Below are 20,553 nucleotides of genomic sequence, written 5' to 3' on the forward strand. Positions count from 1 at the left end.
TCGGCCTCCCTCCCGCCATAGAGAAGTGAGCCCCCCTTGTCGGGGCCATAACCGATGAGAAAAGGACCGGGGTGAAGCCGAATATGGCGCCTTTTGACGGGTCCTCGCGATGGAGTTCTAAGAAGTGAGCGCGCGCGACCGGCTCGGCTCACTCCTCCCGTCAGGTCCCGTGCAACGCTCGGGCCCCACCCGGCCACGTACTCGGTAGACGCCCGACCGACGAAGGATGGACCCGATGACGCGACGCACACTCGACGACCTGCTCTCCCGCAGCGACCCCGCGACCGACGACCGGGCGCCCGGTGTCCGCACCGCCCTGCACAGCGTGATCGCCGAGACCCGCGAACGCGCGCCCCGCCGTCCCGCGCGGTCGAGGGCGTGGTGGCTGGCGGCTCCCGTCCTCCTCGTCCCGGGTCTCGTGCTGGCGACCAGCGCCGGCACCGACGTCCGCTCGGTCCCCGACTTCACGATCCCGATCAGCTACACCACCGACTCCGGCGCAGCGGTGTCGTGCTCGATCGACTACTTCAACGGCGAGATCGACTACCGCGAGGTCACCACCTCCGCGACCGACTACCTGCGCGCGCAGGACTGGAACGGCATCGGCCAGCGGATCCACGACGACGCGCTCGCCTACACGACCGACCCCGCCTGGCTGGCCTCGGACATGAACAGCGACGGCCCCGGCCTCTCGGAGGAGACGATCCGCTGGCGCGCCTGGATCACCGCGGCGGACGACCACATCCTCGACACGATCCCCGAGGGCGTGATCGTCGAGGGCGACGGCGGCCTGGGCGGCAGCACCGACTGCACCGGAGCGCTGTGATGAGCGCCGGCGAGGCGGCGCCGTCCATGGCCCGCAGCGCCGTCCGCTCCCCCGCGCGCGACCGCTGGGCCGAGATCACGGCCCTGGTCGAGCGGGAGGCGCCGGACCTTTTCCGCTACTTCGCACGGCGGACGGCGAGCCCCGAGGACGCCGCGGACCTCCTCAGCGACACCCTCCTGATCCTCTGGCGGAAGGAGCGGTCGATCCCCGAGGACGAGACGCCCGCGCGGATGTGGGCGTTCGGCGTCGCCCGGCGGGTGCTCTCGGGCCAGCGCCGCACCGCGACCCGGAGGAGCGCGCTGGTCGAGCGGCTGGCGGAGGAGCTCCGCATCACCCCGCCCGCACCCGCCGACGACGCGGCGGAGGACGTCCGCGCCGCGATCGCGCAGCTGAAGCCCGTCGACCAGGAGATCATCACCCTCGTCTACTGGGACGGCTTCTCCCTCGCCGAGGCGGCCGAGATCCTGTCCCTCCGCGCCGCGACCGTGCGGAGCCGGCACGCGCGGGCGCGGGCGACGTTGCGGGGCGCGCTGGGGGCGGCGATGTGAGGAGGGGTGCGCACCCCTTCACCCGGCACCGCCGCCTGAGTAGCATCCCCCGCATGAGCAGGCTCGTCGTCTCCGTTCTCACCTCGCTCGACGGCCGCTTCGAGGGGCCCGGGCACGCCCTCTCGGCGCTGCCGTTCGAGGACGCGTTCAACGACCACAACCTCGAGCTGCTGCGCCGCGCGGGCACGCTCGTCTACGGCGGCCGCTGGTTCCGCGACAACTGGGACAGCTGGAGCGCCGTCGCCGCGGACGGGACGGCGGGCGAGCGGGAGCACGAGACCGCGCGGCTGGTCACGTCGCTCGACGCGCTGGTGATCAGCGACTCCCTGGCTCCCGATCCGGAGGCGCCGTGGGCCGCCACCACCCGGATCGTGCCGCGGAAGCAGGGTCCGGCCGAGATCGAGCTGCTCAAGCAGGGCGACCGGGGTGACCTGCTGATGTTCGGCAGCGGCACGACCTGGAATCCGCTCCTCGAGCAGGGCCTGGTGGACGAGCTGATCGTCCTCGTCGGCGCAGGCCTCGCGGGCGGCGGGACGCCGCTCTACTCCGGGGCGCCGCAGCACGGCCTGCGCCTCCTCGACGCGACGGTTCTGCCGGGCTCGGAGCTGGTGCGGCTCCGCTACGACGCGAGCGGGGCCGGCGAGCGGCCGCACAACCTCCGCTGAGACAGGGCGGCCTCCCTCAGGAGCCCACGCCCCTCCTCTCAGCTGACGTCGTGCGCGCCCGAGGCCGGGGCAGCTGGTGAGAGCGAGCCTCCAGCGGACTCCTCCGGCCGGCGGAGTGCCCGAGCGCACAGCCGGACCCCCAGAAGCGCAGTCGCCGCGCCTCCCGCCAGCATCCCGGCCCCCACCACCGTCCACGTCGTCAGGCTGGAGCTCGGCGCGCCGTGCAGACCGTAGAAGAGCCCGACCCCGCTGCCGACCAGAGCGGCCGCGACCAGCGGGATCGCCAACGCCGATCCCTTCTCCGACCGCGTCCACGCCGAGCTGCAGAGAACGGCGACGGCGCCGATCAGCCAGCCGACGCCGGGGACCACCAGCCAGCCGAAGGCGAAGACCAGGGAGGCCGCGACCGCGAACCACGGGCGGTCGAGGACCGTCCGCTCGTCACCGCGATGGACTCCGGCCTCGACTCCGCTCGTCATGCGTCTGAGCCTACGGAGACGGCCCGGACCGTGGCACGAAGTGGCGCGGGATCGGCCGGACGGCGCCACACCCGCCTCCGCTCGGTCCTGAGGAGCCGGTCCTGCCGAGCCGGTCCTCGAGCGCTGGCACCCGGCCCACCTGAGGCACGCCTCGGCCTCCCTCACCCCGCGACGGTCAGCGACACCTCGACCGCCACGTCCTCCGGCCCCTCCCCCAGCACCGTCTGCCGCACCTCGACCCCGTCGAGCCGCAGACCGCGGTCTCCGGCGGCGTCGAAGAGCGCGACGATCGCCGGATGCAGGGTCCCCTCGGGCAGTTCCTCCCCGTCGCGGGGGTGCCAGGTGGCGACCAGCTCGGTGCGCGCGGGGAGGATCGCGGCGAGATCGGCGAGGTCGCCCTCCGCCTCCGCCGACGTCGGCCAGCAGCAGACGAGCTCCGCCGAACCCCGCTCGCCCGCCCGGAGCGCCGTCCAGAAACGTCCTGTCGGCCCGAGCCCTGCCGCGTGCACTCGGGTGGCGAGTGCGCCGAAGATCTCGTTCGCCTCGTCGTCGCCCGGCCCGTCGGCCTCGTCCAGGGCGATCGTGAGGACCTGGCCGACGTACGGCTGCGCCGGCATCGTCCGCTCGGCGACCTCGACCGGCACGGCGAGCGCCCCCAGCGTCACCTCGGCGGCCTCGAACGCCCGGTCCTCCTGCTCCCGCTCCGCGAGCACGCGCTCCCGATGCGCCTGCAGCGCCTCCGCCGCGGTGCCGGCTCGAGTCGCCGCCGCGACCTCGGGCAGCGGCACCCCTGCGCTCCGGAGCGCGCTGATCACGACTCCGGCCCGGACCTGCGCGTCGGCGTACCGACGGTACGACGACCGCTCGTCGACCTCCGCCGGGACCAGCACGCCCTTCTCGTCGTAGTGCCGGAGCGCCTTCACGCTCAGACCCGTGATGCCTGCGTACTCCCCGATGCCCACCATGCCTCCAGCATCCCGTCTCCCCCGGCGGGAGGGTCAACGGGCGGGAGGGTCAACGGGCGGGGGTGCCGACGCGGGACGGACAGCAGCGGAGCGGGCAGCAGCGGAGCGACCGGAGCCGGGCGGGCGGCAACGTGTCCGGCGCCGGCGGAGCCGACACGGCCTCACGCCGACGCTTCAGCTCTCGCGCCTCAGCCCGCCCGCCTCACCGCGAGCTCACCAGCCCTCGGGCCCCGCGCTCCCCGCCTCGTACTCGTCCAGCGGAGCGTCACCCGCGGCCCAGGCGGAGAGCACCGGAGTGATGATGCGCCAGCACTGCTCGGCCACATCGCCGGGGACCGAGAGCAGGGTGTCGCCCTGCAGGATCCCGGCGAGGACCTGCGCGTAGGGGTCGAGCGTGGCCGCGCCGGGCTGCGCCGTCAGGGTGGTGCGCTCGAGGTCGGTCAGCTCGTCGGCGCTGTTCACGACCAGGTCGAGGCTGACGTCGCCGCCCTTGAGGCCGATCCGGAGGACCGTCCCGGCGTCGCCCTCGGCCGCCTGCAGGCCGCGCGGGGGCGTGGCGGCGCGGAAGTGGATCGCCACCTCCCGGCGCGGGTCGCCGATCGCCTTGCCGGAGCGGAGGACGAAGGGGACGCCCGCCCAGCGCGGAGTGTCGACCTGGAGCAGCAGCTGCGCGAGGGTCTCGGTGCCGGTCTCGGGGTCGACGTCGGGCTCGTCGACGTAGGAGGGGAAGAAGCGGCCGTCGACGCGGCCCTCGGTGTAGCGGGCGCGGCGGGCGGAGGAGGGGTCGTCGCGCCAGAGCCGCACGGCGCCGAGCACCTCGGCCATGCGCGCGTGGACCTCGTCGGGCGCGACCTCGTCGGGGCGCTCCATCGTGGTCAGCGCGAGCACCATCAGGAGGTGGCTCTGCAGCATGTCGCGCAGCGCGCCGGTCTTCTCGTAGAAGGCCGCGCGGCCCTCGATGCCGAGCGTCTCGTCGTAGACGATCTCGACCTTCTCGATCCACTCGGCGCTCCAGCTCGCCTCGAGCATGGTGTTGCCGAAGCGCAGGCCCAGCATCCCCAGCACGGTCGCGTTGCCGAGGAAGTGGTCGATGCGCCAGAGGCGGCTCTCGGGGAGGACCTTCGCGAACGCCGCGTTGAGGGCGATCGCGTCGTCGAGGTCCTCGCCGAACGGCTTCTCGATGGCGACGACCAGCTCCTCGGGGAGGTCGAGCTCGGCGAGCGAGGCGGCGACCTTGTGCCCCATCGCCGGCGGCAGGGCGACGTAGAGCACCGGAGTCGACGGGCAGGCGTCGAGGAGGGCCTTCAGCTGCTCCGGGTCGGAGGCGTCGGTGGCGACGAAGCGCGCGCGCGACGCGAGGGCCTCGACCGTGTGCGCGGCGACTCCGGCCGCCTCGAGGCTGCGGCGGACGAGGCTCTGCCACTCCTCGTCGGTCTGGGGCGTGCGCGCCGCGCCGATCAGCGTGAGCTCGAGGTCGCGCGCGAGCTCGGCCACCCGGCCCAGGCCCGGCAGCAGCAGCCGCTCGGTGAGGTCGCCGCCCGCTCCGAGGATCGCGATGCTCCGCCGCTCGCTCCCCAGTGCCGCGGCCTCGGGGATTCCGATCTGCTCCGTCATGGTGTCTCCCTCGTAGCCGTCGTGAGTCAGCGGCCACAGTACGCGCCGGGCCCTGGCGCGAGGCCGGGAGCCGGGAGGGGTTGAGGAAGCGGGCGCGGAGTGGCAGGGCGGCGCGGTCGGGAGCGAGAGAGCTGCACGACCTCCGCTGAGACGCGGCCCGCCGTGTCGGGGCGGGGAGCCCCTTCTCAGCCGACGTCGGGCCGCGACCCACGACGCCCGGCCCGCCGCAGCCGTCCCGCACAGCACGTCATCCCCCTCCGGTGCCGTCCGGCGGTACCCTGCCCGCATGCGCCTGCGCCAGGTCGTCCTCGACACGGAGGACGCCCGCGCCCTCTCCGCCTTCTACCTCGCCCTGCTCGGCGGCGAGTACCGCCCCGGCGACGAGCCGCCCGCGGACGGCTCGGACGACGGGGCGGAGTGGGTCGCGATCGTCACCGCCGACGGCGCGAAGCTCACGTTCCAGCGGGTGGCCGCCCTGCCGCGCGCGATCTGGCCGGAGGGGCCCGTCCCGCAGCAGCTGCACCTCGACTTCATGGTCGCGGACGCCGACGAGCTCGACCGGCAGAAGACCCGGGCGCTCGCCCTCGGCGCCGAGCTGATCGAGGACAGGAGCAACGACCCGGAGGAGGCGCTCCACGTCCTCGCCGATCCGGCCGGCCACCCGTTCTGCGTCTTCGTCGCGCCCGACTACCCGGCGGAGTAGGGGCGCGCGGCTTCAGCGAGTCGCACGCGTCGGATCACATGCCGGTGATCGTGACCGTCGTCGTCGCGGCGATCACCGCGGCTCCCGTGACGCTCGCGGCGGTTCCCGCGAGGACGGCGGCAGCCGCCGGCCCTGCCCAGTGCTGCGCCGCGAGCGACCGGATCGCCTGCCGGTCCGGGATGCCGGGCCTCGGCGAAAGCGCTCCGGCCGCGTCGAGCAGGCCGATGAGCGCCGCGTCCGACGGAAGGGGCGCCGTCCGAGCCGCGAGGACCTCGGCGACCCGGATCCGCAGCCGCTCGTCCTCCGCCGGCTCCACGACGGCGACCCGCTCGAGGAGGGCGGCATGCAGCTCCCTCCGCGTGAGGCGGGCGATCCACCAGGAGACGCTGCGCGGTGCGCGCTCCGCTGCGATCCACCCGAGTGCCCCGTCGAGCACGGCGTCCCCGAGCGCGGACCGCTCCGGCCCGAGGGCGACGACTCCGGCGTCCACCTCGACGCGCCGCCGGAGGGAAAGCTCCGCGAGGACGGAGGCGGCCAGGACGGTGTCGAGAGCGCCCGACGAGGCCGCGGGCCGCCCGTCGCTCCGCCGCAGCAGGAGGAGGAGAGCGACGGGGAGGGGCGGCTGCCCGGCTCCGGGGAGCGCAACGGCCGGCGGGGTGGTGGGAGAGGGCTGTTCCGTGGAGTTCCGTGTCGAGTCGTCCATCCCTCGAGCCTGGCACCCGACCCGTCGAGACCGCATCCGCCGGGCGACGGGTCCTCCGTCGTCCGACCGGCCGGCCGGCCGGACCCGCCCGAGAGCCGAGGTCGCGCCCCGAAGCGGACCGCTCCTCCGCCACATCGGGCGTCAGACCACCCCCGCCGCCGTCCCCGACACGATCAGGTCGGCGCGGTCGCGAGTGGCCTCGATCAGCAGCGCGTTCCGCCCGTCGACCTCGGAGGCCCAGGCGGAGGCCGCCTCGGGGGCGCGGCCGAAGGAGACGTGGCGGTCGACCAGGCGCTCGAAGCGCTCGGTCTCGGGAGTCGCGCAGAACCAGGCCTCGTCGAACTCGGCGCGCAGCAGCGCCCACGGGCCCTCGTCGACGAGGAGGTAGTTGCCCTCCAGCACGACGAGCGACGCGGAGGGGTGCACGGCCAGCGCGCCGGCCACTCCCTCGTCGACGGTGCGCTCGAAGGTGGGCGCGTAGACGACGTGGTCGGTCTCGGCGCGCAGCCTCCGCACCAGGGCGAGGAAGCCCCAGCCGTCGAACGTGTCGAGGGCGCCCTTGCGGTCGTGGCGGCCGAGCTCGTCGAGCGTGGCGTTGGCGAGGTGGAAGCCGTCCATCGGCACGAAGGCGGCGGTCCCCTCCCCCGCGAGCTCGTTCGCGCGGGCGACCACCGCCCGGGCGAGCGTGGTCTTGCCGGCCCCGGGGCTGCCGGCGATCGCGACGATCGCGCGGCGGCCCGGCGAGGTCAGCGCGAGCGCGCGCCCGGCCAGCTCGTCGAGGCCGGGCCGCACCGCGTCGGGCGCGACCTCGGTCTCAGGCCTCGCCACGGCTGCTCTCCAGCGCGTTCACCAGGAAGCCGTGGGCGTGGCGAGCGAGCGCGGGGCCGTCGTTCCAGAGGTTCCGCCACACGGCGAGGTCGTTCGAGAGGGTCGGCGAGACGACGGCCGACGAGAACGACTCGAAGGTGATGGGTCCGCGGTAGTCGATCGCGGCGAGGGCGTGGAAGAACGTCGTGAAGTCGAGGTGGCCGCTGCCGAGGTAGCCGCGGTGGTTCTCGCCGATGTGGACATACCCGAGACGATCCCCGACCAGCAGCACCGGGCGGAAGAAGTCGTCCTCCTCGATGTTCATGTGGTACGTGTCCAGGTGGATCAGGACGTTGTCGGCGCCGATGTCGTCAACGAGGCGCAGGGCGTCCGCGGCGGTGTTGATGACGTTGGTCTCGTAGCGGTTGCAGATCTCGAGGCCGAGGGTCATGCCCTTCGTCGAGGCCTCGGCGGCGAGGTCGGTCAGCACCGAGACGACGTTCGCGCGGCCCGCGGCCGAGAGGGGCGCGCTGTACTTGCCGAGCGCGCTGTAGAGGGCGCCGGTGAAGTGGGTGCCGCCGAGCGCGTGCGTGGTCTCGAGGGAGTCGGCGAGCAGCTTCGCGCCGCGGGCCACCACCTCCGAGTCGTCGCTGGAGACGTCGGCCGAGAAGGCGAGGCCGCGCGAGCAGACGATGCCGAGGTCGTTCGCCTCGAGGGCGGTGCGGGCGGAGGCGGTGTCGAGGTTCTGCACGTCGTGCAGCGAGAGCTCCAGCAGGTCGAATCCGGCCGCCTTGGTCTGCTCGATCGTCGCAGTCACTTCGTCGGGGGTGGTGCCGCCGGCGAAGACGAGGGCGTGCACTCCGAGAGGGTTCGTGGTCATGGTGGTGCTCCTTGGTTCGAGAGGTTCAGGGGCGGCGTCGGGCCGCGGGGTCGGTGTCGAGCAGGTCCGCGAGGAACGCGTGGCCGGAGGTCGCGAGGGCGACGGGGTCGTGCCAGAGCTCGCGCCAGAGGCCCATGCCCTCGGCCGAGGCCGGGGGCTGGACGGCGGGCGAGAAGCTCTCGAGGGTGAGCGGACCGCGGTAGCCGGAGTCGGCGAGCGCCGCCGCGAGCCCGGTCCAGTCGGTGCTCCCGGTGCCCAGCTCTCCGCGGTGGTTCTCGGAGGCGTGGAGGTAGCCGAGCAGGTCGCCGGCGTCGCGGACGGCGCTCGCGAGGTCGACCTCCTCGAGGTGGGCGTGGAAGGTGTCGAGGTGCAGGAGCACGTTCGGCGCGTCGAGCTCGCGGAGGAACGCGGCGGTCTGGGCGGCCGTGTTCAGCAGGTTGCTCTCGTAGCGGTTCACGTACTCCGCTCCGACGACGACGCCGGCGGGAGCGGCGGCTTCGGCGACCCTCCGCAGCACGTCGAGCGAGCGCGAGCGGGCAGCCGCGTCGGCCGCGTGCTCGTACTTGCGCATGGCCGAGTAGGTGACTCCGCCGACGTACCGCGCGCCGATGGCCTCGGCGAACCGCACGGCCGCCAGCAGCCGCTCCTCGCCGCGGCCGGCCGTGGCCTGGTCGGTGATGTCGGAGTCGGCGTCCAGCGCGAGCGAGACGACCGCGTCGATCCCGTGCTCGTCGAGCAGGTCGGCGGTCCACGCGGAGGCGTCGGGGTCGGCGGGAGCCGGGATCTCGATCAGGTCGAAGCCGATCGAGGCGGCGGCGCCGATCGCGCGGCGCCCCGACTCCGGCGTCCAGTCGCCGACGAGCAGGCCCGCGTGGACCCCGATCGGCGACGAGCGCTCCGTGCTCCCGCGGTGCAGGAACTCGGGGTGCATCAGGCGGCCTTCGCGCCCGTGATCAGCGAGACGAGCTCGTCGCCGCTGGTCTCGGCGGTGCGGCGGCCGGCGACGGCGAGGCCCGCGCGCATCACCCACACCTGGTCGCTCAGGCGCATCACCTGGTCGAAGTTGTGGCTGATCAGCAGCACGGCCACTCCGGCGTCGCGCAGCTTGAGGATGATCTTCTCGACGCGTGCCGTCTCCTGAACGCCGAGCGCCGCGGTCGGCTCGTCCATGATCACGATCTTGCTGCCCCAGCCCGCGGCCCGGGCGATCGCGACCGCCTGGCGCTGGCCGCCCGAGAGGCGGCGGACCTTGCTGGTGACCGGCGGGACGTTCACGGCGAGGTCGCCGAGCAGCTCCTGGGCCGTCTTCTTCATCTGCGTCCGGTCCAGGAACCGCACCCCGGGCACGCCCTTGGTGAGCTCGCGGCCGAGGAAGAAGTTCTGCCACACGGTCAGGTCCTCGACCAGGGCGAGGGTCTGGTGCACCGTCTCGATGCCGCCGTCCCGCGCGCCGAGCGGAGTGGTGAAGTGCACCACGTCGCCGTCGAGGGTGATGGTGCCGGAGTCGGCGGGGTGCACCCCGGAGAGGCAGCGGACGAGGGTGGACTTGCCCGCGCCGTTGTCGCCGATCAGGGCGGTGATCTCGCCGCGGCGCATCGACATCGACGCTCCCTTGAGAGCGTGGACGCCGCCGAAGGACTTCTTGATGTCCCGCGCTTCGAGCAGGATGTCGCTGGTCATGGCTGGGCTCACTTCTTCTGGTAGCGGGTGATGAGGGCGGCGAGCACGACCACCAGGCCGACGGCGAGGGGCTGGTAGAACTGCGAGACGCCGAGCAGGGTCAGGCCGTTGGTCAGCGCGGTCAGGAGGAACGCTCCGATGATCGGGCCGACGATCTTCGCCTTGCCGCCGGTGAGGCTCACTCCGCCGAGCACGACGGCCGCGATGGAGTTGAGCAGGTACTGCGTGTTGATGGCCGGCTCCGCGGCGCCGACGCGGGCGACGAGGAGGAGCGAGCCGACTCCGGCGAGGACGGCGGCGATGATGTACACCGCGATGCGCACGCGTCCGGCCTTGATGCCGTTGGCGACCGCGCTCTCCTCGTTGCCGCCGACCGCCTGCACGTGCAGGCCGAAGCGGGTTCGGAACATGACGACCCAGGCGACGACTCCGATGACCGCGGCCAGGATGATCGGGTAGCCGATGATCCCGATCGAGCCGGTGGTGAGGCGGAGCAGCTCGGGGCTGCCGACCGTGATCGGCTTGCCGTCGGAGACGATCAGCGCGAGGCCGGTCGCCACCGAGAGCGTGCCCAGTGTCGCGATGAAGTCGGTGACCTTGCCCTTCGCGATCAGGAAGCCGTTGATCACTCCGATCAGCCCCGCGAAGAGCAGGGCCGCGAGCGCCGAGAGCCAGAAGCCCCAGCCGGCGCTCCAGCCGATGCCGAAGCCGACCGCTCCGACGGTCATCGTCGCCGAGATCGAGAGGTCGATGCCGCCGGTGGTGATGACGAAGGACTGGCCGATCGAGAGGATGACCAGGATCGCGGCGGCGACGAGCATCGCCTTGATGTTGCCGAGGCTGAGGAACGTCGGCGTCGCGATCGAGAACACGATCACCAGGGCGACGAGCCCGATCGGTGCGGCGTTCTCGGCCCAGAAGCTGAGCTGACGGAGGTTCGCCAGCAGCGGGGAGGCGCTGGCCGGGGGTCGGGCGGTGACTGAGGTCATGGTCGCTTCCTGGGTTGCCATGGGCGGGAGGTCCTACTTGCCGGGGACGAGCGCGGCGAGCGGGTTGTCGAACTCCTCGAACGGCTGGGGGAAGGCGCCGAGGGCCTGCTCCGCGGTCTCGGAGGTCACGAGTGCGGTGGGCGACTCGATCTCGGCGGGGATCTCCTCGCCGGCGCCGACGGCCTCGCACGCCTGCACGCCGAGCTGGCCGATCGCGTAGGGGTACTGGGCGACGGTGGCGGTGAGGCCGCCGTCCTTCACCGACTGCAGCGCGTCCTCGTTGCCGTCGACGCTGACCACCTGGACGGAGCCGGTGAGGCCCGCGTTCTCGACGGCCTTGACGATGCCGAGGCCCATGTCGTCGTTCGCGGCGAAGAACGCCTTCACGTCGGGGTTCGCGGCGAGGATGTCGGTCGCCTTGGTCAGCGCGACCTCGCGCTTCCAGTCGGCCGCGGCCTCCTGGACGACGGTGAGGTCGGAGCCGATCGCGGCGGTGAAGCCGTCGACGCGGGCGGCGCTGGTGACGTCTCCCGAGACTCCGCCGATGACGGCGACCTCGGAGCCGGCGGGCAGCTGCTGCAGGAGGAAGTCGCCGGCCTTGCCGCCCGCGGCCTCGTTGTCGGTGCCGATGTAGGTGGTGACGTCGAGGTTCGCGGCCTCGACCGCGTCGGGGTCGAGCGGGCTGTCGATGTTGACGATCGTCTTGCCGGTGGCGGAGGCGAGGGCCTGCACCAGGTTCGTGCCGCTGATCGGGTTGACGATGAGGCAGCCGAAGTCCTGGCCGGCGACGGTGGTGAGCTTGTCGGCCTGGCCGGTGGTGTCGCCGATGTCGGCGGCGGCCTGCACCGAGACGTCCACGGAGTCGTCCTTCGCGGTGTCCTCGATGCCGTTCTCCATCGCCTGGAAGAAGGGGTTGTCGAGGCCCTTGATGACCGCGGCGACCTTGGTCGATCCGGAGCCGCCGGCGGCCGTGTCGCCACCCGAGGCGCAGCCGGTGAGGAGGAGTGCGAGGGCGCCGACCGGTGCGAGAACCGGGAGGAGGCGGCGTGCTGTGCGGTTCATCGTCATCCCTGAGGATCAGTGGCACCACTGCGTGCCGGTGTGTGAAAACTACCCGGGCTTTCGCGTTACCGCAATACGAAAGTCGGGGAACTTCAGGTTTCCCGTCGGCAGGCATGTACGCTGACCGTGACAAGAGGGGGAGCGATGACGGGGTACTCCACCGGCGAGGCCGGTTCGCACGTGGCCGACGTCCTCGCGCTGTTCCGCGAGCAGGGCGAGATCTCGCGCAACGCGGTGATGGAGCAGACGGGGCTCTCCCGCTCCACCGTCAACCAGCGCCTCGCGACCCTCGTGGAGCTCGGCCTGATCGCCCCCACCACCGGCGGCGAGTCGACCGGCGGGCGCCCCTCGAGCATGTTCGCGATGAACCTCGTCGGCACGGTGTTCCTCACCGCCGACATCGGGGCGAGCGGATTCGTCGCCGCCGCCTGCGACCTGCGCGGCACCCCCCTCCGGCACGAGAGCGGCGTCGTCGACGTCTGGGAGGGACCGGACGCCGTGCTCTCGCTGGTGATCGCCGCGTTCGAGCGGCTGCAGCAGGGCGACGCGGTCGCCGGCATCGGCGTCGGAGTCCCGGGGCCGGTCGAGTTCGCCGCCGGGCGCGTGCGCAACCCGCCGATCATGACCGGCTGGGACGACTTCGACATCGCCGGCTACTTCGCCGAGCCGTACGAGGGCGTGCAGGTCGTCATCGAGAACGACGCGAACGCCCGCGCCCTCGCCGAGTCGCGCCACCACGGCTCCGACAACCTGATCAGCCTGAAGCTCGGCACCGGCATCGGCTCGGGCCTCGTCTTCAACGGAGCGACGATCCGCGGAGCCGTCGGCGCGGCCGGCGACATCGGCCACACCCGCGCGGTCACGGGCACGGTCGACGCGGATCCGCTGCCCTGCCGCTGCGGCAACGCCGGCTGCGTGGAGGCGTATGCGAGCGGCTGGGCCCTCGTCCGCGACCTCTCGGCCGACGACCCCTCGATCAAGCACGTCGCCGACGTCACGGCCCGCGTGCTCCGCGGCGACATGCGCGCCACCCAGGCGGTGCGCCAGGCCGGCCGCGTCCTCGGCGAGGCGGTCGCCGACCTCGTCAACATCCTCAACCCGCGGACCATCGTGATCTCGGGCCAGCTCGGCGACTGCGGCGAGGTGCTGATGTCGGGCCTGCGCGAGCGCGTCTACCTGCGCACCCACCCGCTCGCCACGCGGCACCTGACCATCCACACATCGGACCTGGGCGAGCTGGCCGGCGTGATCGGCCTCGCCCTGACGACAGCCGACCAGGTCTTCAGCCGCGAGCGCTTCGACCGCGAGGCGAGCGCCGAGAGCCCCCGCGCGGCGAGCGCCGAGAGCCCCCGCGCGGCGGCCGCCGCGAGCTGAGCGGGAGCGGGTTCAGTGACGCAGGGTCGCGGTGATCCGGCAGAGCACCTGGACGTGGGACGGGGCCTCGGGGTTCACCTTCTCGGCGACCGCCTCGACCTCCCATCCGGACGCCATGAGCGCGGCGACCTCACCGCACAGCCAGGCCGGCACCCATCCGATCCGCTCGCCGGACACCGAGGCCACCTCGTAGGCCTCCGGGTTGCGGAGGTTCGAGGCGTCGGGCACGAGGACCAGCCCGTCGCCCTGCTCGAGAGGCAGCACCGGAAGCGGGAGCTCGGCCCGATGGCGGACTCCCGACACGAAGAAACGACTGATGAGGGTCTGCGCGGTGCGGAGAGGCTTCTCCACGACATGGAAGGTGTCGGTCGCTCGCGCCGCGCCGGTCCGGACCATGATCTCGACGGGGAGGTCGGGGGACGCCGCCTCGAGACCGAGCCACCCCAGGTACTCCTCGTACGAGCCGCGCTCGGACGACATCACCCTGTTGGCGAAGAACGGCGGAAGGGACGAGCTCCGGTACTCCGCGTCCACACGGGGGAACTCCGCGAGCGGGAAGAAGTCCTCGTCGGCGACAGCCGCCGGCTCGTACCGGAAGAGGAAGCCGTCGACCCCGACGGACAGCACCGCCGCGCGGAGGAACCGGCGAGTACGAGGGTTCTGCCAGACGAGCAGCAGCTCGCGGACACCAGGGGTCGGACGCGGCGCCGGTCGATCAACGAGGAGAGTCATCGAGGATCCTCCTCCGTGTCGCTGCCAGCAGTCCTTCCGTGAAACTAGCGCACGTCTCCGACATCAGGGTCGGAGGAACCGCCGCGAGGACCTCCGCTGCGAGGTCGACCAGCAGCGGTCTCCCGGCGAAATGGTGACTCCTTCCTCTCCGCACCCACCGGTCGAAGAGAGCCTCATCGGCGAGGCAGGCGGCGCGCTTCTCCTCGGTCTCCTGGAACCCGAGGGCGTTGCCGTGATCGAACGAGGGCGAGAGGGTCCGATGACCGCGTCCGGCGATGACGGCCCAGTTCTCGTCGTGTCGATCCCGTCCAGCTACCCAGGCATCGAACAGCAGGTAGCCCGCCCACACGTCGAAACCGCTCAGAACGGCGACGGCGTCGAAGCCTGCAGGAGCGTCGACGCCGTCGAGAGCACGTCTCACCGCATCGACGGTGTAGCGGTCGTTGGGCCGCCTCCGAGCGTGGTCGTAGTGGCGATCGGAGTGGCGCAGCAGGCTGTTCCCGATCTCGAGGCTCTGGATCTGCTCGCGCTCGATGACGTTCCTCGACATGATTCCGCGCCGACCGCCCACCGTCGCAGGTCGGACCTCCGCGCACGGGACGTCGAGCATCCGCGCGAGATGGAACGACACCCACTCCGCCCAGTCCTCACCGCGGGTCTCGTCTCCTCGCTGGCGGGCGAACTTGAAGAGCCACAGATCGCCGTCGGCGACGAGCCAGAACTTCTCCTTCGTCCCCATCGGCTCGTCCGACCACCCCTCGTCGAAGGCGCGCTCGATGGTCGTCGACTCCCACTTCGGCTGCATCCGGTCACGGTAGCCCGCGTGCTGCCGGCCGCGGCGGTCCTGTCGCGTCTCGCGGCCGCGACCCCCTCCGCCCCGCGCACTGTTACGCCCGGCGACGAAGGGTTACGCCGGGCGACGCGGGCCGGGACGGGCGGGCCCGCGGTGCTCCATCATCGTGTCCGGGACGACGCGGAAAGGCCGCGGCCGCCCGACCCGTCCGAAGGAACGCGATGATCCGGCTCGAGCAGCTCAGCAAGTCGTACGGTCCGGCGACCGTGCTCGACCGCCTCGACTTCTCGGTCGCGACCGGCGAGATCTTCGCCGTCGTCGGCCCGAGCGGCGCGGGCAAGAGCACGCTCGCCGCCTGCGTGAACCTCCTCGAGCGGCCCACCTCGGGCACGGTCGTCGTCAACGGGGAGGCGCTCTCGCAGCTCTCGGAGGAGCGGCTGCGCGTCGCCCGCCGTCGCATCGGCACGGTCTTCCAGTCCGACGGACTCTTCAGCCGCCGCACGGCCGAGCAGAACGTGGCCCTGCCGTTGGAGTACCTCGGCGTCACCGCCGCCGAGACGAAGCGCCGCGTTGCGGAGCTCCTCGAGCGCGTCGGCCTCTCGGACCGCGCGCGCTACTACCCGCACCAGCTCTCCGGTGGTCAGCGCCAGCGCGTCGGCATCGCCCGCGCGCTCGCCCTCCGCCCCTCGGTGCTGCTCTCGGACGAGGCGACCTCGGGCCTCGACCCCGCCTCGACCACCGCGATCACCACGCTCCTGAAGGAGCTGCGCGACGACCTGGGCCTCTCGATCCTCTTCATCACCCACGAGATGGAGACGGTGCGCCAGGTGGCCGACTCCGTCGCCCGCCTCGACCACGGCCGCATCGTGGAGTCGGGGCGCCTCGTCGACCTGCTGCGCGACCCCGCGTCCCCGCTCGGCCTCGCCCTCAACCCGGTGCGCCCCGCCGTCGCGCCCGGCCCGGGTCTGGGCGAATGGGTGGTGGGCTACTCCCGCTCCGGAGTGCCGACCGACTGGGTCACCCGGCTCGCGGAGGCGGTCGGCCCCGTCTCGCTGCTCGGCGCGGCGATCGAGACGGTGGACGGGCAGGCGGTCGGCCACGCGACGATCGGGCTCGGCCCGGTCGACGAGGCGCGGCTCACCCGTGCGGCGGCCGAGCTCGGCCTGTCGGTCCGGCCCGCCGGCGTGCGCGTCCTCGCCGAGGAGGTGGCGGCATGATCCTCCACCTCGACAACAAGGTCCCGCTCGAGCAGATCCCCGCGCTGGTGCTGCCGGCGCTCGGCGAGACGCTGATCATGGTCGGCATCGTCATGGCGATCGTGGTGCTGGTCGGCGTGCCGCTGGGCGCTCTCGTGCACAACCTCGCTCCGGGCGGGCTGGCCGAGAACCGGGCCGCCCACCAGGTGCTCAGCGCCGTCATCAGCGTCGGCCGCTCGCTGCCGTTCCTCATCCTGATGGCGTCGATCATGCCGTTCACGCGCCTGATCACCGGCACCAACATCGGGATCGCGGCGGCCGTCGTGCCGATGTCGATCGCGGGGATCGCCTTCTTCACCCGCATCGTCGAGAACGCGCTGCGCAGCGTGCCGCTCTCGCTCACCCGCGTCGCCCGCGCCTCCGGAGCGTCGCGGCTGCAGGTGGTGCGGACCGCCCAGCTGAGCGAGGCGGTTCCGCAGATCATCGGCGGCCTGACGATCAACACGATCGCGATGATCGAGTACTCGGCGATCGCCGGCACGATCGGCGCCGGGGGCATCGGCTACGTCGCGGTGACCTACGGCTACCAGCGCTTCGACACCACCGTCATGCTCGCCACCATCGTGATCCTGGTCGCCACCGTCGCGACCGTGCAGCTCACCGGCGACGCCCTCGTCCGCGCGACCACGCCTGGCGCCTCCCGCTCGCGGCGAGCGCCCCGGGTCGCGGCCGCCGTCTAGAACCACCACTCCTCCTCCTGCGCCCTCGGGCGTCCCTCCCGCGCGCCCGCGCGCCCCCTCTTCGAAAGGCACCGCCATGTCCACTCCCGACGACCTCGGATTCGATCTCAAGAAGAAGCGCCGCTGGCCCTGGATCGCCGGAGCGGCCGTCGTCGTCGTCGGCGTCGCCTCCGCGATCGCCGTCCCGCTCCTCTCCCCCGCCGTCTCGGCCAACGAGCAGGAGGGCGCGACGCTCTACGTCGCGACCGCCGAGGGCAATGCCTCCGAGCAGGCCCTGGTCGACTTCGTCGCGAAGGAGGTGGCGCCGCGCTACGGCATCACCGTCGCCTTCAAGGGGCTCTCGGACAGCAACACCATCAACCGCGCGGTGAGCGAGGGCGAGGTCGCGGCCACGGTCTACCAGCACAAGCTCTGGCTGGGACAGGTGCTCGAGGCCAACCCCGACTTCGAGGAGGAGGCGGCCACCCCCGTCTTCCGCTGGGGCTTCGGGCTCTGGAGCGACAAGTACTCCGACGTCTCCCAGATCCCCGACGGCGGCACGGTCTCGCTCTACTCCGATCCCGCCAACGAGGCGCAGGGCCTCTGGCTGCTGCAGAACGCCGGCCTGATCACGCTGAAGCCGGGCACGGAGCCGGGCACCGCGACCCAGGACGACATCGCCGAGAACCCGAAGAACCTGCAGTTCACCCTGCTCGACTTCGCCGCCCAGTCGCGCGCGCTGCCGGACCTCGACGCGGCCGTCGGCTACACCGAGTACTACCTCGCCGCCGGCATCCCGATCGAGCAGCAGATCTTCGCCCCGCAGGCCCCCGACGACTTCGCCGGGCAGCTCACCATCGGCTCGAAGTACCGCGACACCGAGAACGTGAAGAAGCTCGTCCAGGCCTTTCAGGACCCGGCCGTGCAGGAGTTCCTCGCCACGGACGAGACGGTGAAGGGGATCCTGCTGCCGATCGACGGCTGAACAGGGCCGAAGCGACGGGGTCGCCTGAGGAGTCGCGCGCGGCTTCTCGGGCGACTCGGCGTCTGCGGACGTAGCGTGGGCTCATGAACACGTTCACTCTCCACAACGGTGTCGAGATCCCCGCCCTCGGACTCGGCGTCTTCCAGACTCCGCCCGACGAGACCCGCGCCGCCGTCGCCGCCGCGCTCGACGCGGGGTACCGGCACATCGACACGGCGGCGGCCTACGGCAACGAGCGCGAGGTGGGCGAGGCGATCGCCGGCCGCGACGACGTCTTCCTCGAGACGAAGGTGTGGATCAGCGACTACGGCTACGACGAGACGCTGCACGCCTTCGACAAGAGCGCGGGCAAGCTCGGCGTCGAGCGGATCGACCTGCTGATCCTGCACCAGGCCCTGCCCGAGGCCTTCGACCGCACCCTCGACGCCTACCGGGCGCTCGAGCGGCTGCTCGCCGACGGGAGGGTGCGGGCGATCGGCGTGAGCAACTTCATGGTCGAGCACCTCACCCGCCTGCTCGCCGAGACCGACGTCGTCCCCGCGGTGAACCAGCTCGAGGTGCACCCGTACTTCCAGCAGCGGCGGGTCGAGCGCTTCGGCTGCGAGAACGACATCCTCACCCAGGCCTGGTCGCCGATCGGCGGCATCACCGCCTACCGCGACTCCCCGCGCCGCAGCTTCGACGACCCGGTGCTCCTCGAGCTCGGCGCCAAGTACGGGAAGACGGCCGCGCAGGTGATGCTCCGCTGGCACCTGCAGGAGGGCCGCCAGGTCATCCCGAAGTCGACCCGCCCCGAGCGCATCGCCGAGAACATCGACGTGTTCGACTTCGCGCTCTCCGGCTCGGAGCTCGCCCGGATCGACGCCCTCGAGGCCGGCGTGCGCGGCGGACCGGAGCCCGAGGCCGTGACGCTGGAGGCGTACGGCCGCGACATCCCCGAGGCGTGAGGAAGGCGCCCGCGACGGGAACACCGGAGCCGTCGCGGGCGTTGCCCTCACCATGAGCGTTCCCCTCTCCATCCTCGACCTCGCCCCCATCGCCCCCGGTGAGACCGCTCGCGACAGCTTCGCCGCCTCCGTCGCCCTGGCCCAGGAGGCCGAGCGCAACGGCTACCGCCGCGTCTGGTACGCCGAGCACCACAACATGGCGAGCATCGCCTCCAGCGCGACCTCGGTGCTCATCGCGCACGTCGCCTCGCAGACCTCCACGATCCGCCTCGGCTCCGGCGGCGTCATGCTGCCGAACCACTCCCCGCTCACCATCGCCGAGCAGTTCGGCACCCTCGAGACGCTGCACCCGGGCCGGATCGACCTCGGACTCGGCCGCGCCCCCGGCAGCGACCAGGCGACCTTCCGCGCGCTCCGCCGCGACCCCGACTCCTCCGAGCGCTTCCCGCAGGACGTGCTGGAGCTGCAGGCGTTCCTCGCCGGCGAGTCCCGCATCCCCGGAGTGAGCGCGACGCCCGGTGCCGGCACCCGCGTCCCCCTCTACATCCTCGGCTCCTCGCTCTTCGGCGCGCAGCTGGCCGCCGCGCTGGGCCTGCCGTACGCGTTCGCCTCGCACTTCGCTCCGGACGCGCTGCACCAGGCCGTCGCGGAGTACCGCCGCGGCTTTCGCCCCTCCGAGCAGCTCGACGCGCCCTACGTGATCGCCGGGATGAACGCCATCGCCGCCGACACCGAGGAGGACGCGCAGGAGCAGTTCGCGCAGATGAAGCGCGCCCGCCTGATGATGCTGCTGCGCCAGAGCGGGCAGATCCCCGTCGGCCAGACCTTCGACGACGAGGAACTCGACGCCCTGCTCAGCGCGCCGATCGGCGCCCACGTCGCGAGCATGACCACCTACACCGGTGTCGGCACCGGCCACCAGGTGGCCGACTACACCGCCGACTTCGCCCGCTCCGCCGACGCCGACGAGGTCATCGTCGCCCACGCGTCGCTGCAGACGGAGGCGCGCCTGCGCTCGGTCGCGCTCCTCGCGCAGTCGAACGCGCGCGTCGCCGCCTGACGGGCGGCCCAGTCCGTCGACGCCGCCGCACGGGCCCCGTGCGCGACCGGGGCCGCGCATCGGCGGGCGTGCGGCGCGCATCGGCGGACTCCTGTGAAAGTGAGCCTCTAACGGGGGCCACCTCTCAGGGCACGACCCCGGGAGGAGCGCGTCCGCGGTGCCAGGCTGAGCCCTGTGTCGACGATGACGGGCAAGCGGCGTGAGCCCGGGGACAGCCCTGCGCGGTCAGCGGCCCTGCTGCTGCGGGTCTGCGCGGGCGACCGGACCGCCTTCCGGCAGCTCTACTCGCTCACCGCGGGCCGGGTCGTCTCCGTCGCGGACGCCGTGCTCGACGACCGCGCCGCAGCCGAGGAGGTCGCGCAGGAGGTCTACCTCGAGCTCTGGCGCACCGCGCGCTCGCTCGACCCGGGCCGTCCCGTGCTCGCCTTTCTGGCCCAGGTCGCGCACCGCCGTGCCGTGGACCGCGCCCGGGCGGACCGGTCGGCGCGGCGCCGGGAGCTGCAGTACACGGTCCTCGACCGGCCGCGCGATCACGAGTGGGAGCGCTCGGACGTCCGGCTGGCCCTGGCGCCCGCGGCCGGCGCGATCCGGCAGCTCGCCGCCATCCACCACGACGTCCTCTACCTCGCCTACGTCCGCGGGTACAGCCACTCCGAGATCGCGGAGGAGCTGTCGATCCCGCTCGGCACCGTCAAGACCCGGCTGCGCGACACCCTCATCCGCCTGCACACCCACCTGCAGTCCGCCGGCCCGGCGGACCCGGACGGCGGACCGGGACGGCGCATCCGGCACTGACGGGTGGCGCGGACGCCTCTGCGCCACCGGG

At 72.7% G+C, this 20,553-nt stretch carries 23 protein-coding genes; 11 read left to right on the plus strand and 12 right to left on the minus strand.

What is annotated here, in order from left to right; all coding sequences use genetic code 11:
• Window positions 1-235 precede the first annotated feature (235 nt).
• The 3 genes from C5C95_RS03470 to C5C95_RS03480 are packed head-to-tail and all read left to right on the plus strand — an operon-like array spanning window position 236 to window position 2,039.
• Window positions 236-826 carry a hypothetical protein gene (locus C5C95_RS03470; protein WP_104323817.1) on the plus strand — a complete coding sequence of 197 codons (591 nt, stop codon included), beginning with the start codon at window positions 236-238 and terminating at the stop codon, window positions 824-826.
• Between the two features lie 26 nt (window positions 827-852).
• Complete coding sequence (locus C5C95_RS03475) at window positions 853-1,374, plus strand: RNA polymerase sigma factor (RefSeq protein ID WP_181125548.1); 522 nt, start codon at window positions 853-855, stop codon at window positions 1,372-1,374.
• A gap of 53 nt (window positions 1,375-1,427) precedes the next feature.
• The gene (locus C5C95_RS03480; protein WP_104323819.1) at window positions 1,428-2,039 is read left to right on the plus strand and encodes a dihydrofolate reductase family protein; all 612 of its coding nucleotides are present in this window, start codon (window positions 1,428-1,430) and stop codon (window positions 2,037-2,039) included.
• A gap of 38 nt (window positions 2,040-2,077) precedes the next feature.
• Here the strand turns inward: C5C95_RS03480 and C5C95_RS03485 are convergent, their stop codons facing one another.
• The 3 genes from C5C95_RS03485 to C5C95_RS03495 form a co-directional block, all read right to left on the minus strand.
• Entirely contained in the window at window positions 2,078-2,518 is a 441-nt protein-coding gene (locus C5C95_RS03485) for a hypothetical protein (RefSeq protein WP_104323820.1), read from the minus strand.
• 161 nt (window positions 2,519-2,679) lie between these two features.
• Window positions 2,680-3,483, minus strand: a complete 804-nt coding sequence (locus C5C95_RS03490; RefSeq protein WP_104323821.1) for a MerR family transcriptional regulator — start codon at window positions 3,481-3,483, stop codon at window positions 2,680-2,682.
• Between the two features lie 213 nt (window positions 3,484-3,696).
• A complete protein-coding gene (locus tag C5C95_RS03495; RefSeq protein WP_104323822.1) occupies window positions 3,697-5,097 on the minus strand; it encodes a glucose-6-phosphate dehydrogenase in 1,401 nt (466 codons plus the stop codon).
• Window positions 5,098-5,383: 286 nt separating this feature from the next.
• Here C5C95_RS03495 and C5C95_RS03500 point away from each other — a divergent pair, with 286 nt between their 5' ends.
• Window positions 5,384-5,800, plus strand: coding sequence for a VOC family protein (locus C5C95_RS03500; protein WP_104323823.1), 417 nt, complete (start codon window positions 5,384-5,386; stop codon window positions 5,798-5,800).
• Between the two features lie 34 nt (window positions 5,801-5,834).
• Here the strand turns inward: C5C95_RS03500 and C5C95_RS03505 are convergent, their stop codons facing one another.
• The 7 genes from C5C95_RS03505 to C5C95_RS03535 form a co-directional block, all read right to left on the minus strand.
• Window positions 5,835-6,503, minus strand: a complete 669-nt coding sequence (locus tag C5C95_RS03505; protein ID WP_181125550.1) for a GPP34 family phosphoprotein — start codon at window positions 6,501-6,503, stop codon at window positions 5,835-5,837.
• 141 nt (window positions 6,504-6,644) lie between these two features.
• The gene (locus C5C95_RS03510; protein ID WP_208543338.1) at window positions 6,645-7,331 is read right to left on the minus strand and encodes a nucleoside/nucleotide kinase family protein; all 687 of its coding nucleotides are present in this window, start codon (window positions 7,329-7,331) and stop codon (window positions 6,645-6,647) included.
• Window positions 7,318-8,190 (minus strand): sugar phosphate isomerase/epimerase, encoded by an 873-nt coding sequence (locus C5C95_RS03515; RefSeq protein ID WP_104323825.1) that lies wholly within the window; start codon window positions 8,188-8,190, stop codon window positions 7,318-7,320. Before C5C95_RS03515 ends, C5C95_RS03510 begins: the two co-directional genes overlap by 14 nt.
• A 25-nt stretch (window positions 8,191-8,215) precedes the next feature.
• Window positions 8,216-9,121 carry a sugar phosphate isomerase/epimerase gene (locus C5C95_RS03520; RefSeq protein WP_104323826.1) on the minus strand — a complete coding sequence of 302 codons (906 nt, stop codon included), beginning with the start codon at window positions 9,119-9,121 and terminating at the stop codon, window positions 8,216-8,218.
• Complete coding sequence (locus C5C95_RS03525) at window positions 9,121-9,870, minus strand: ATP-binding cassette domain-containing protein (protein ID WP_104222715.1); 750 nt, start codon at window positions 9,868-9,870, stop codon at window positions 9,121-9,123. Before C5C95_RS03525 ends, C5C95_RS03520 begins: the two co-directional genes overlap by 1 nt.
• A gap of 8 nt (window positions 9,871-9,878) precedes the next feature.
• Complete coding sequence (locus C5C95_RS03530) at window positions 9,879-10,859, minus strand: ABC transporter permease (protein ID WP_104222714.1); 981 nt, start codon at window positions 10,857-10,859, stop codon at window positions 9,879-9,881.
• Between the two features lie 33 nt (window positions 10,860-10,892).
• Entirely contained in the window at window positions 10,893-11,921 is a 1,029-nt protein-coding gene (locus C5C95_RS03535) for a substrate-binding domain-containing protein (RefSeq protein ID WP_104323863.1), read from the minus strand.
• Window positions 11,922-12,065: 144 nt separating this feature from the next.
• On the opposite strand from C5C95_RS03535, the gene C5C95_RS03540 reads away from it, so the two are divergent.
• On the plus strand, window positions 12,066-13,295 hold the full coding sequence (locus C5C95_RS03540; RefSeq protein WP_104323827.1) for an ROK family transcriptional regulator: 1,230 nt from the start codon (window positions 12,066-12,068) through the stop codon (window positions 13,293-13,295).
• A gap of 12 nt (window positions 13,296-13,307) precedes the next feature.
• Here the strand turns inward: C5C95_RS03540 and C5C95_RS03545 are convergent, their stop codons facing one another.
• Window positions 13,308-14,027 carry an HIRAN domain-containing protein gene (locus C5C95_RS03545; protein WP_146087044.1) on the minus strand — a complete coding sequence of 240 codons (720 nt, stop codon included), beginning with the start codon at window positions 14,025-14,027 and terminating at the stop codon, window positions 13,308-13,310.
• Entirely contained in the window at window positions 14,011-14,832 is an 822-nt protein-coding gene (locus tag C5C95_RS03550; RefSeq protein ID WP_104323829.1) for a hypothetical protein, read from the minus strand. The genes C5C95_RS03545 and C5C95_RS03550 overlap by 17 nt, the downstream gene beginning before the upstream one ends.
• Before the next feature lie 209 nt (window positions 14,833-15,041).
• On the opposite strand from C5C95_RS03550, the gene C5C95_RS03555 reads away from it, so the two are divergent.
• The 6 genes from C5C95_RS03555 (at window position 15,042) to C5C95_RS03580 (ending at window position 20,522) form a co-directional block, all read left to right on the plus strand.
• Window positions 15,042-16,037 carry a methionine ABC transporter ATP-binding protein gene (locus C5C95_RS03555; RefSeq protein ID WP_104257782.1) on the plus strand — a complete coding sequence of 332 codons (996 nt, stop codon included), beginning with the start codon at window positions 15,042-15,044 and terminating at the stop codon, window positions 16,035-16,037.
• The gene (locus tag C5C95_RS03560; RefSeq protein WP_104222708.1) at window positions 16,034-16,756 is read left to right on the plus strand and encodes a methionine ABC transporter permease; all 723 of its coding nucleotides are present in this window, start codon (window positions 16,034-16,036) and stop codon (window positions 16,754-16,756) included. Before C5C95_RS03555 ends, C5C95_RS03560 begins: the two co-directional genes overlap by 4 nt.
• Before the next feature lie 76 nt (window positions 16,757-16,832).
• Window positions 16,833-17,720, plus strand: coding sequence for a MetQ/NlpA family ABC transporter substrate-binding protein (locus C5C95_RS03565; RefSeq protein ID WP_104257783.1), 888 nt, complete (start codon window positions 16,833-16,835; stop codon window positions 17,718-17,720).
• An 83-nt stretch (window positions 17,721-17,803) separates the two neighbouring features.
• Window positions 17,804-18,667 carry an aldo/keto reductase gene (locus C5C95_RS03570; RefSeq protein WP_104222706.1) on the plus strand — a complete coding sequence of 288 codons (864 nt, stop codon included), beginning with the start codon at window positions 17,804-17,806 and terminating at the stop codon, window positions 18,665-18,667.
• 52 nt (window positions 18,668-18,719) lie between these two features.
• On the plus strand, window positions 18,720-19,727 hold the full coding sequence (locus C5C95_RS03575; protein WP_104323830.1) for an LLM class flavin-dependent oxidoreductase: 1,008 nt from the start codon (window positions 18,720-18,722) through the stop codon (window positions 19,725-19,727).
• A 183-nt stretch (window positions 19,728-19,910) separates the two neighbouring features.
• Window positions 19,911-20,522: a sigma-70 family RNA polymerase sigma factor gene (locus C5C95_RS03580; RefSeq protein WP_244229683.1), complete on the plus strand. Its 612-nt coding sequence runs from the start codon at window positions 19,911-19,913 to the stop codon at window positions 20,520-20,522.
• The last annotated feature ends 31 nt before the right edge of the window (window positions 20,523-20,553 follow it).

The sequence above is a fragment of the Rathayibacter sp. AY1B7 genome, from assembly GCF_002932735.1.
Classification (GTDB): Bacteria; Actinomycetota; Actinomycetes; order Actinomycetales; family Microbacteriaceae; genus Rathayibacter.

Excerpts from the sequence above, each read along its gene's own strand:
- C5C95_RS03470 (WP_104323817.1), top strand. The coding sequence starts at position 236 with ATGACGCGACGCACACTCGACGACCTGCTCTCCCGCAGCGACCCCGCG.
- C5C95_RS03475 (WP_181125548.1), top strand. The coding sequence starts at position 853 with ATGGCCCGCAGCGCCGTCCGCTCCCCCGCGCGCGACCGCTGGGCCGAG.
- C5C95_RS03480 (WP_104323819.1), top strand. The coding sequence starts at position 1,428 with ATGAGCAGGCTCGTCGTCTCCGTTCTCACCTCGCTCGACGGCCGCTTC.
- C5C95_RS03485 (WP_104323820.1), bottom strand. The coding sequence starts at position 2,518 with ATGACGAGCGGAGTCGAGGCCGGAGTCCATCGCGGTGACGAGCGGACG.
- C5C95_RS03490 (WP_104323821.1), bottom strand. The coding sequence starts at position 3,483 with ATGGTGGGCATCGGGGAGTACGCAGGCATCACGGGTCTGAGCGTGAAG.
- C5C95_RS03495 (WP_104323822.1), bottom strand. The coding sequence starts at position 5,097 with ATGACGGAGCAGATCGGAATCCCCGAGGCCGCGGCACTGGGGAGCGAG.
- C5C95_RS03500 (WP_104323823.1), top strand. The coding sequence starts at position 5,384 with ATGCGCCTGCGCCAGGTCGTCCTCGACACGGAGGACGCCCGCGCCCTC.
- C5C95_RS03505 (WP_181125550.1), bottom strand. The coding sequence starts at position 6,503 with ATGGACGACTCGACACGGAACTCCACGGAACAGCCCTCTCCCACCACC.
- C5C95_RS03515 (WP_104323825.1), bottom strand. The coding sequence starts at position 8,190 with ATGACCACGAACCCTCTCGGAGTGCACGCCCTCGTCTTCGCCGGCGGC.
- C5C95_RS03520 (WP_104323826.1), bottom strand. The coding sequence starts at position 9,121 with ATGCACCCCGAGTTCCTGCACCGCGGGAGCACGGAGCGCTCGTCGCCG.
- C5C95_RS03525 (WP_104222715.1), bottom strand. The coding sequence starts at position 9,870 with ATGACCAGCGACATCCTGCTCGAAGCGCGGGACATCAAGAAGTCCTTC.
- C5C95_RS03530 (WP_104222714.1), bottom strand. The coding sequence starts at position 10,859 with ATGACCTCAGTCACCGCCCGACCCCCGGCCAGCGCCTCCCCGCTGCTG.
- C5C95_RS03535 (WP_104323863.1), bottom strand. The coding sequence starts at position 11,921 with ATGAACCGCACAGCACGCCGCCTCCTCCCGGTTCTCGCACCGGTCGGC.
- C5C95_RS03540 (WP_104323827.1), top strand. The coding sequence starts at position 12,066 with ATGACGGGGTACTCCACCGGCGAGGCCGGTTCGCACGTGGCCGACGTC.
- C5C95_RS03545 (WP_146087044.1), bottom strand. The coding sequence starts at position 14,027 with ATGACTCTCCTCGTTGATCGACCGGCGCCGCGTCCGACCCCTGGTGTC.
- C5C95_RS03550 (WP_104323829.1), bottom strand. The coding sequence starts at position 14,832 with ATGCAGCCGAAGTGGGAGTCGACGACCATCGAGCGCGCCTTCGACGAG.
- C5C95_RS03555 (WP_104257782.1), top strand. The coding sequence starts at position 15,042 with ATGATCCGGCTCGAGCAGCTCAGCAAGTCGTACGGTCCGGCGACCGTG.
- C5C95_RS03560 (WP_104222708.1), top strand. The coding sequence starts at position 16,034 with ATGATCCTCCACCTCGACAACAAGGTCCCGCTCGAGCAGATCCCCGCG.
- C5C95_RS03565 (WP_104257783.1), top strand. The coding sequence starts at position 16,833 with ATGTCCACTCCCGACGACCTCGGATTCGATCTCAAGAAGAAGCGCCGC.
- C5C95_RS03570 (WP_104222706.1), top strand. The coding sequence starts at position 17,804 with ATGAACACGTTCACTCTCCACAACGGTGTCGAGATCCCCGCCCTCGGA.
- C5C95_RS03575 (WP_104323830.1), top strand. The coding sequence starts at position 18,720 with ATGAGCGTTCCCCTCTCCATCCTCGACCTCGCCCCCATCGCCCCCGGT.
- C5C95_RS03580 (WP_244229683.1), top strand. The coding sequence starts at position 19,911 with ATGACGGGCAAGCGGCGTGAGCCCGGGGACAGCCCTGCGCGGTCAGCG.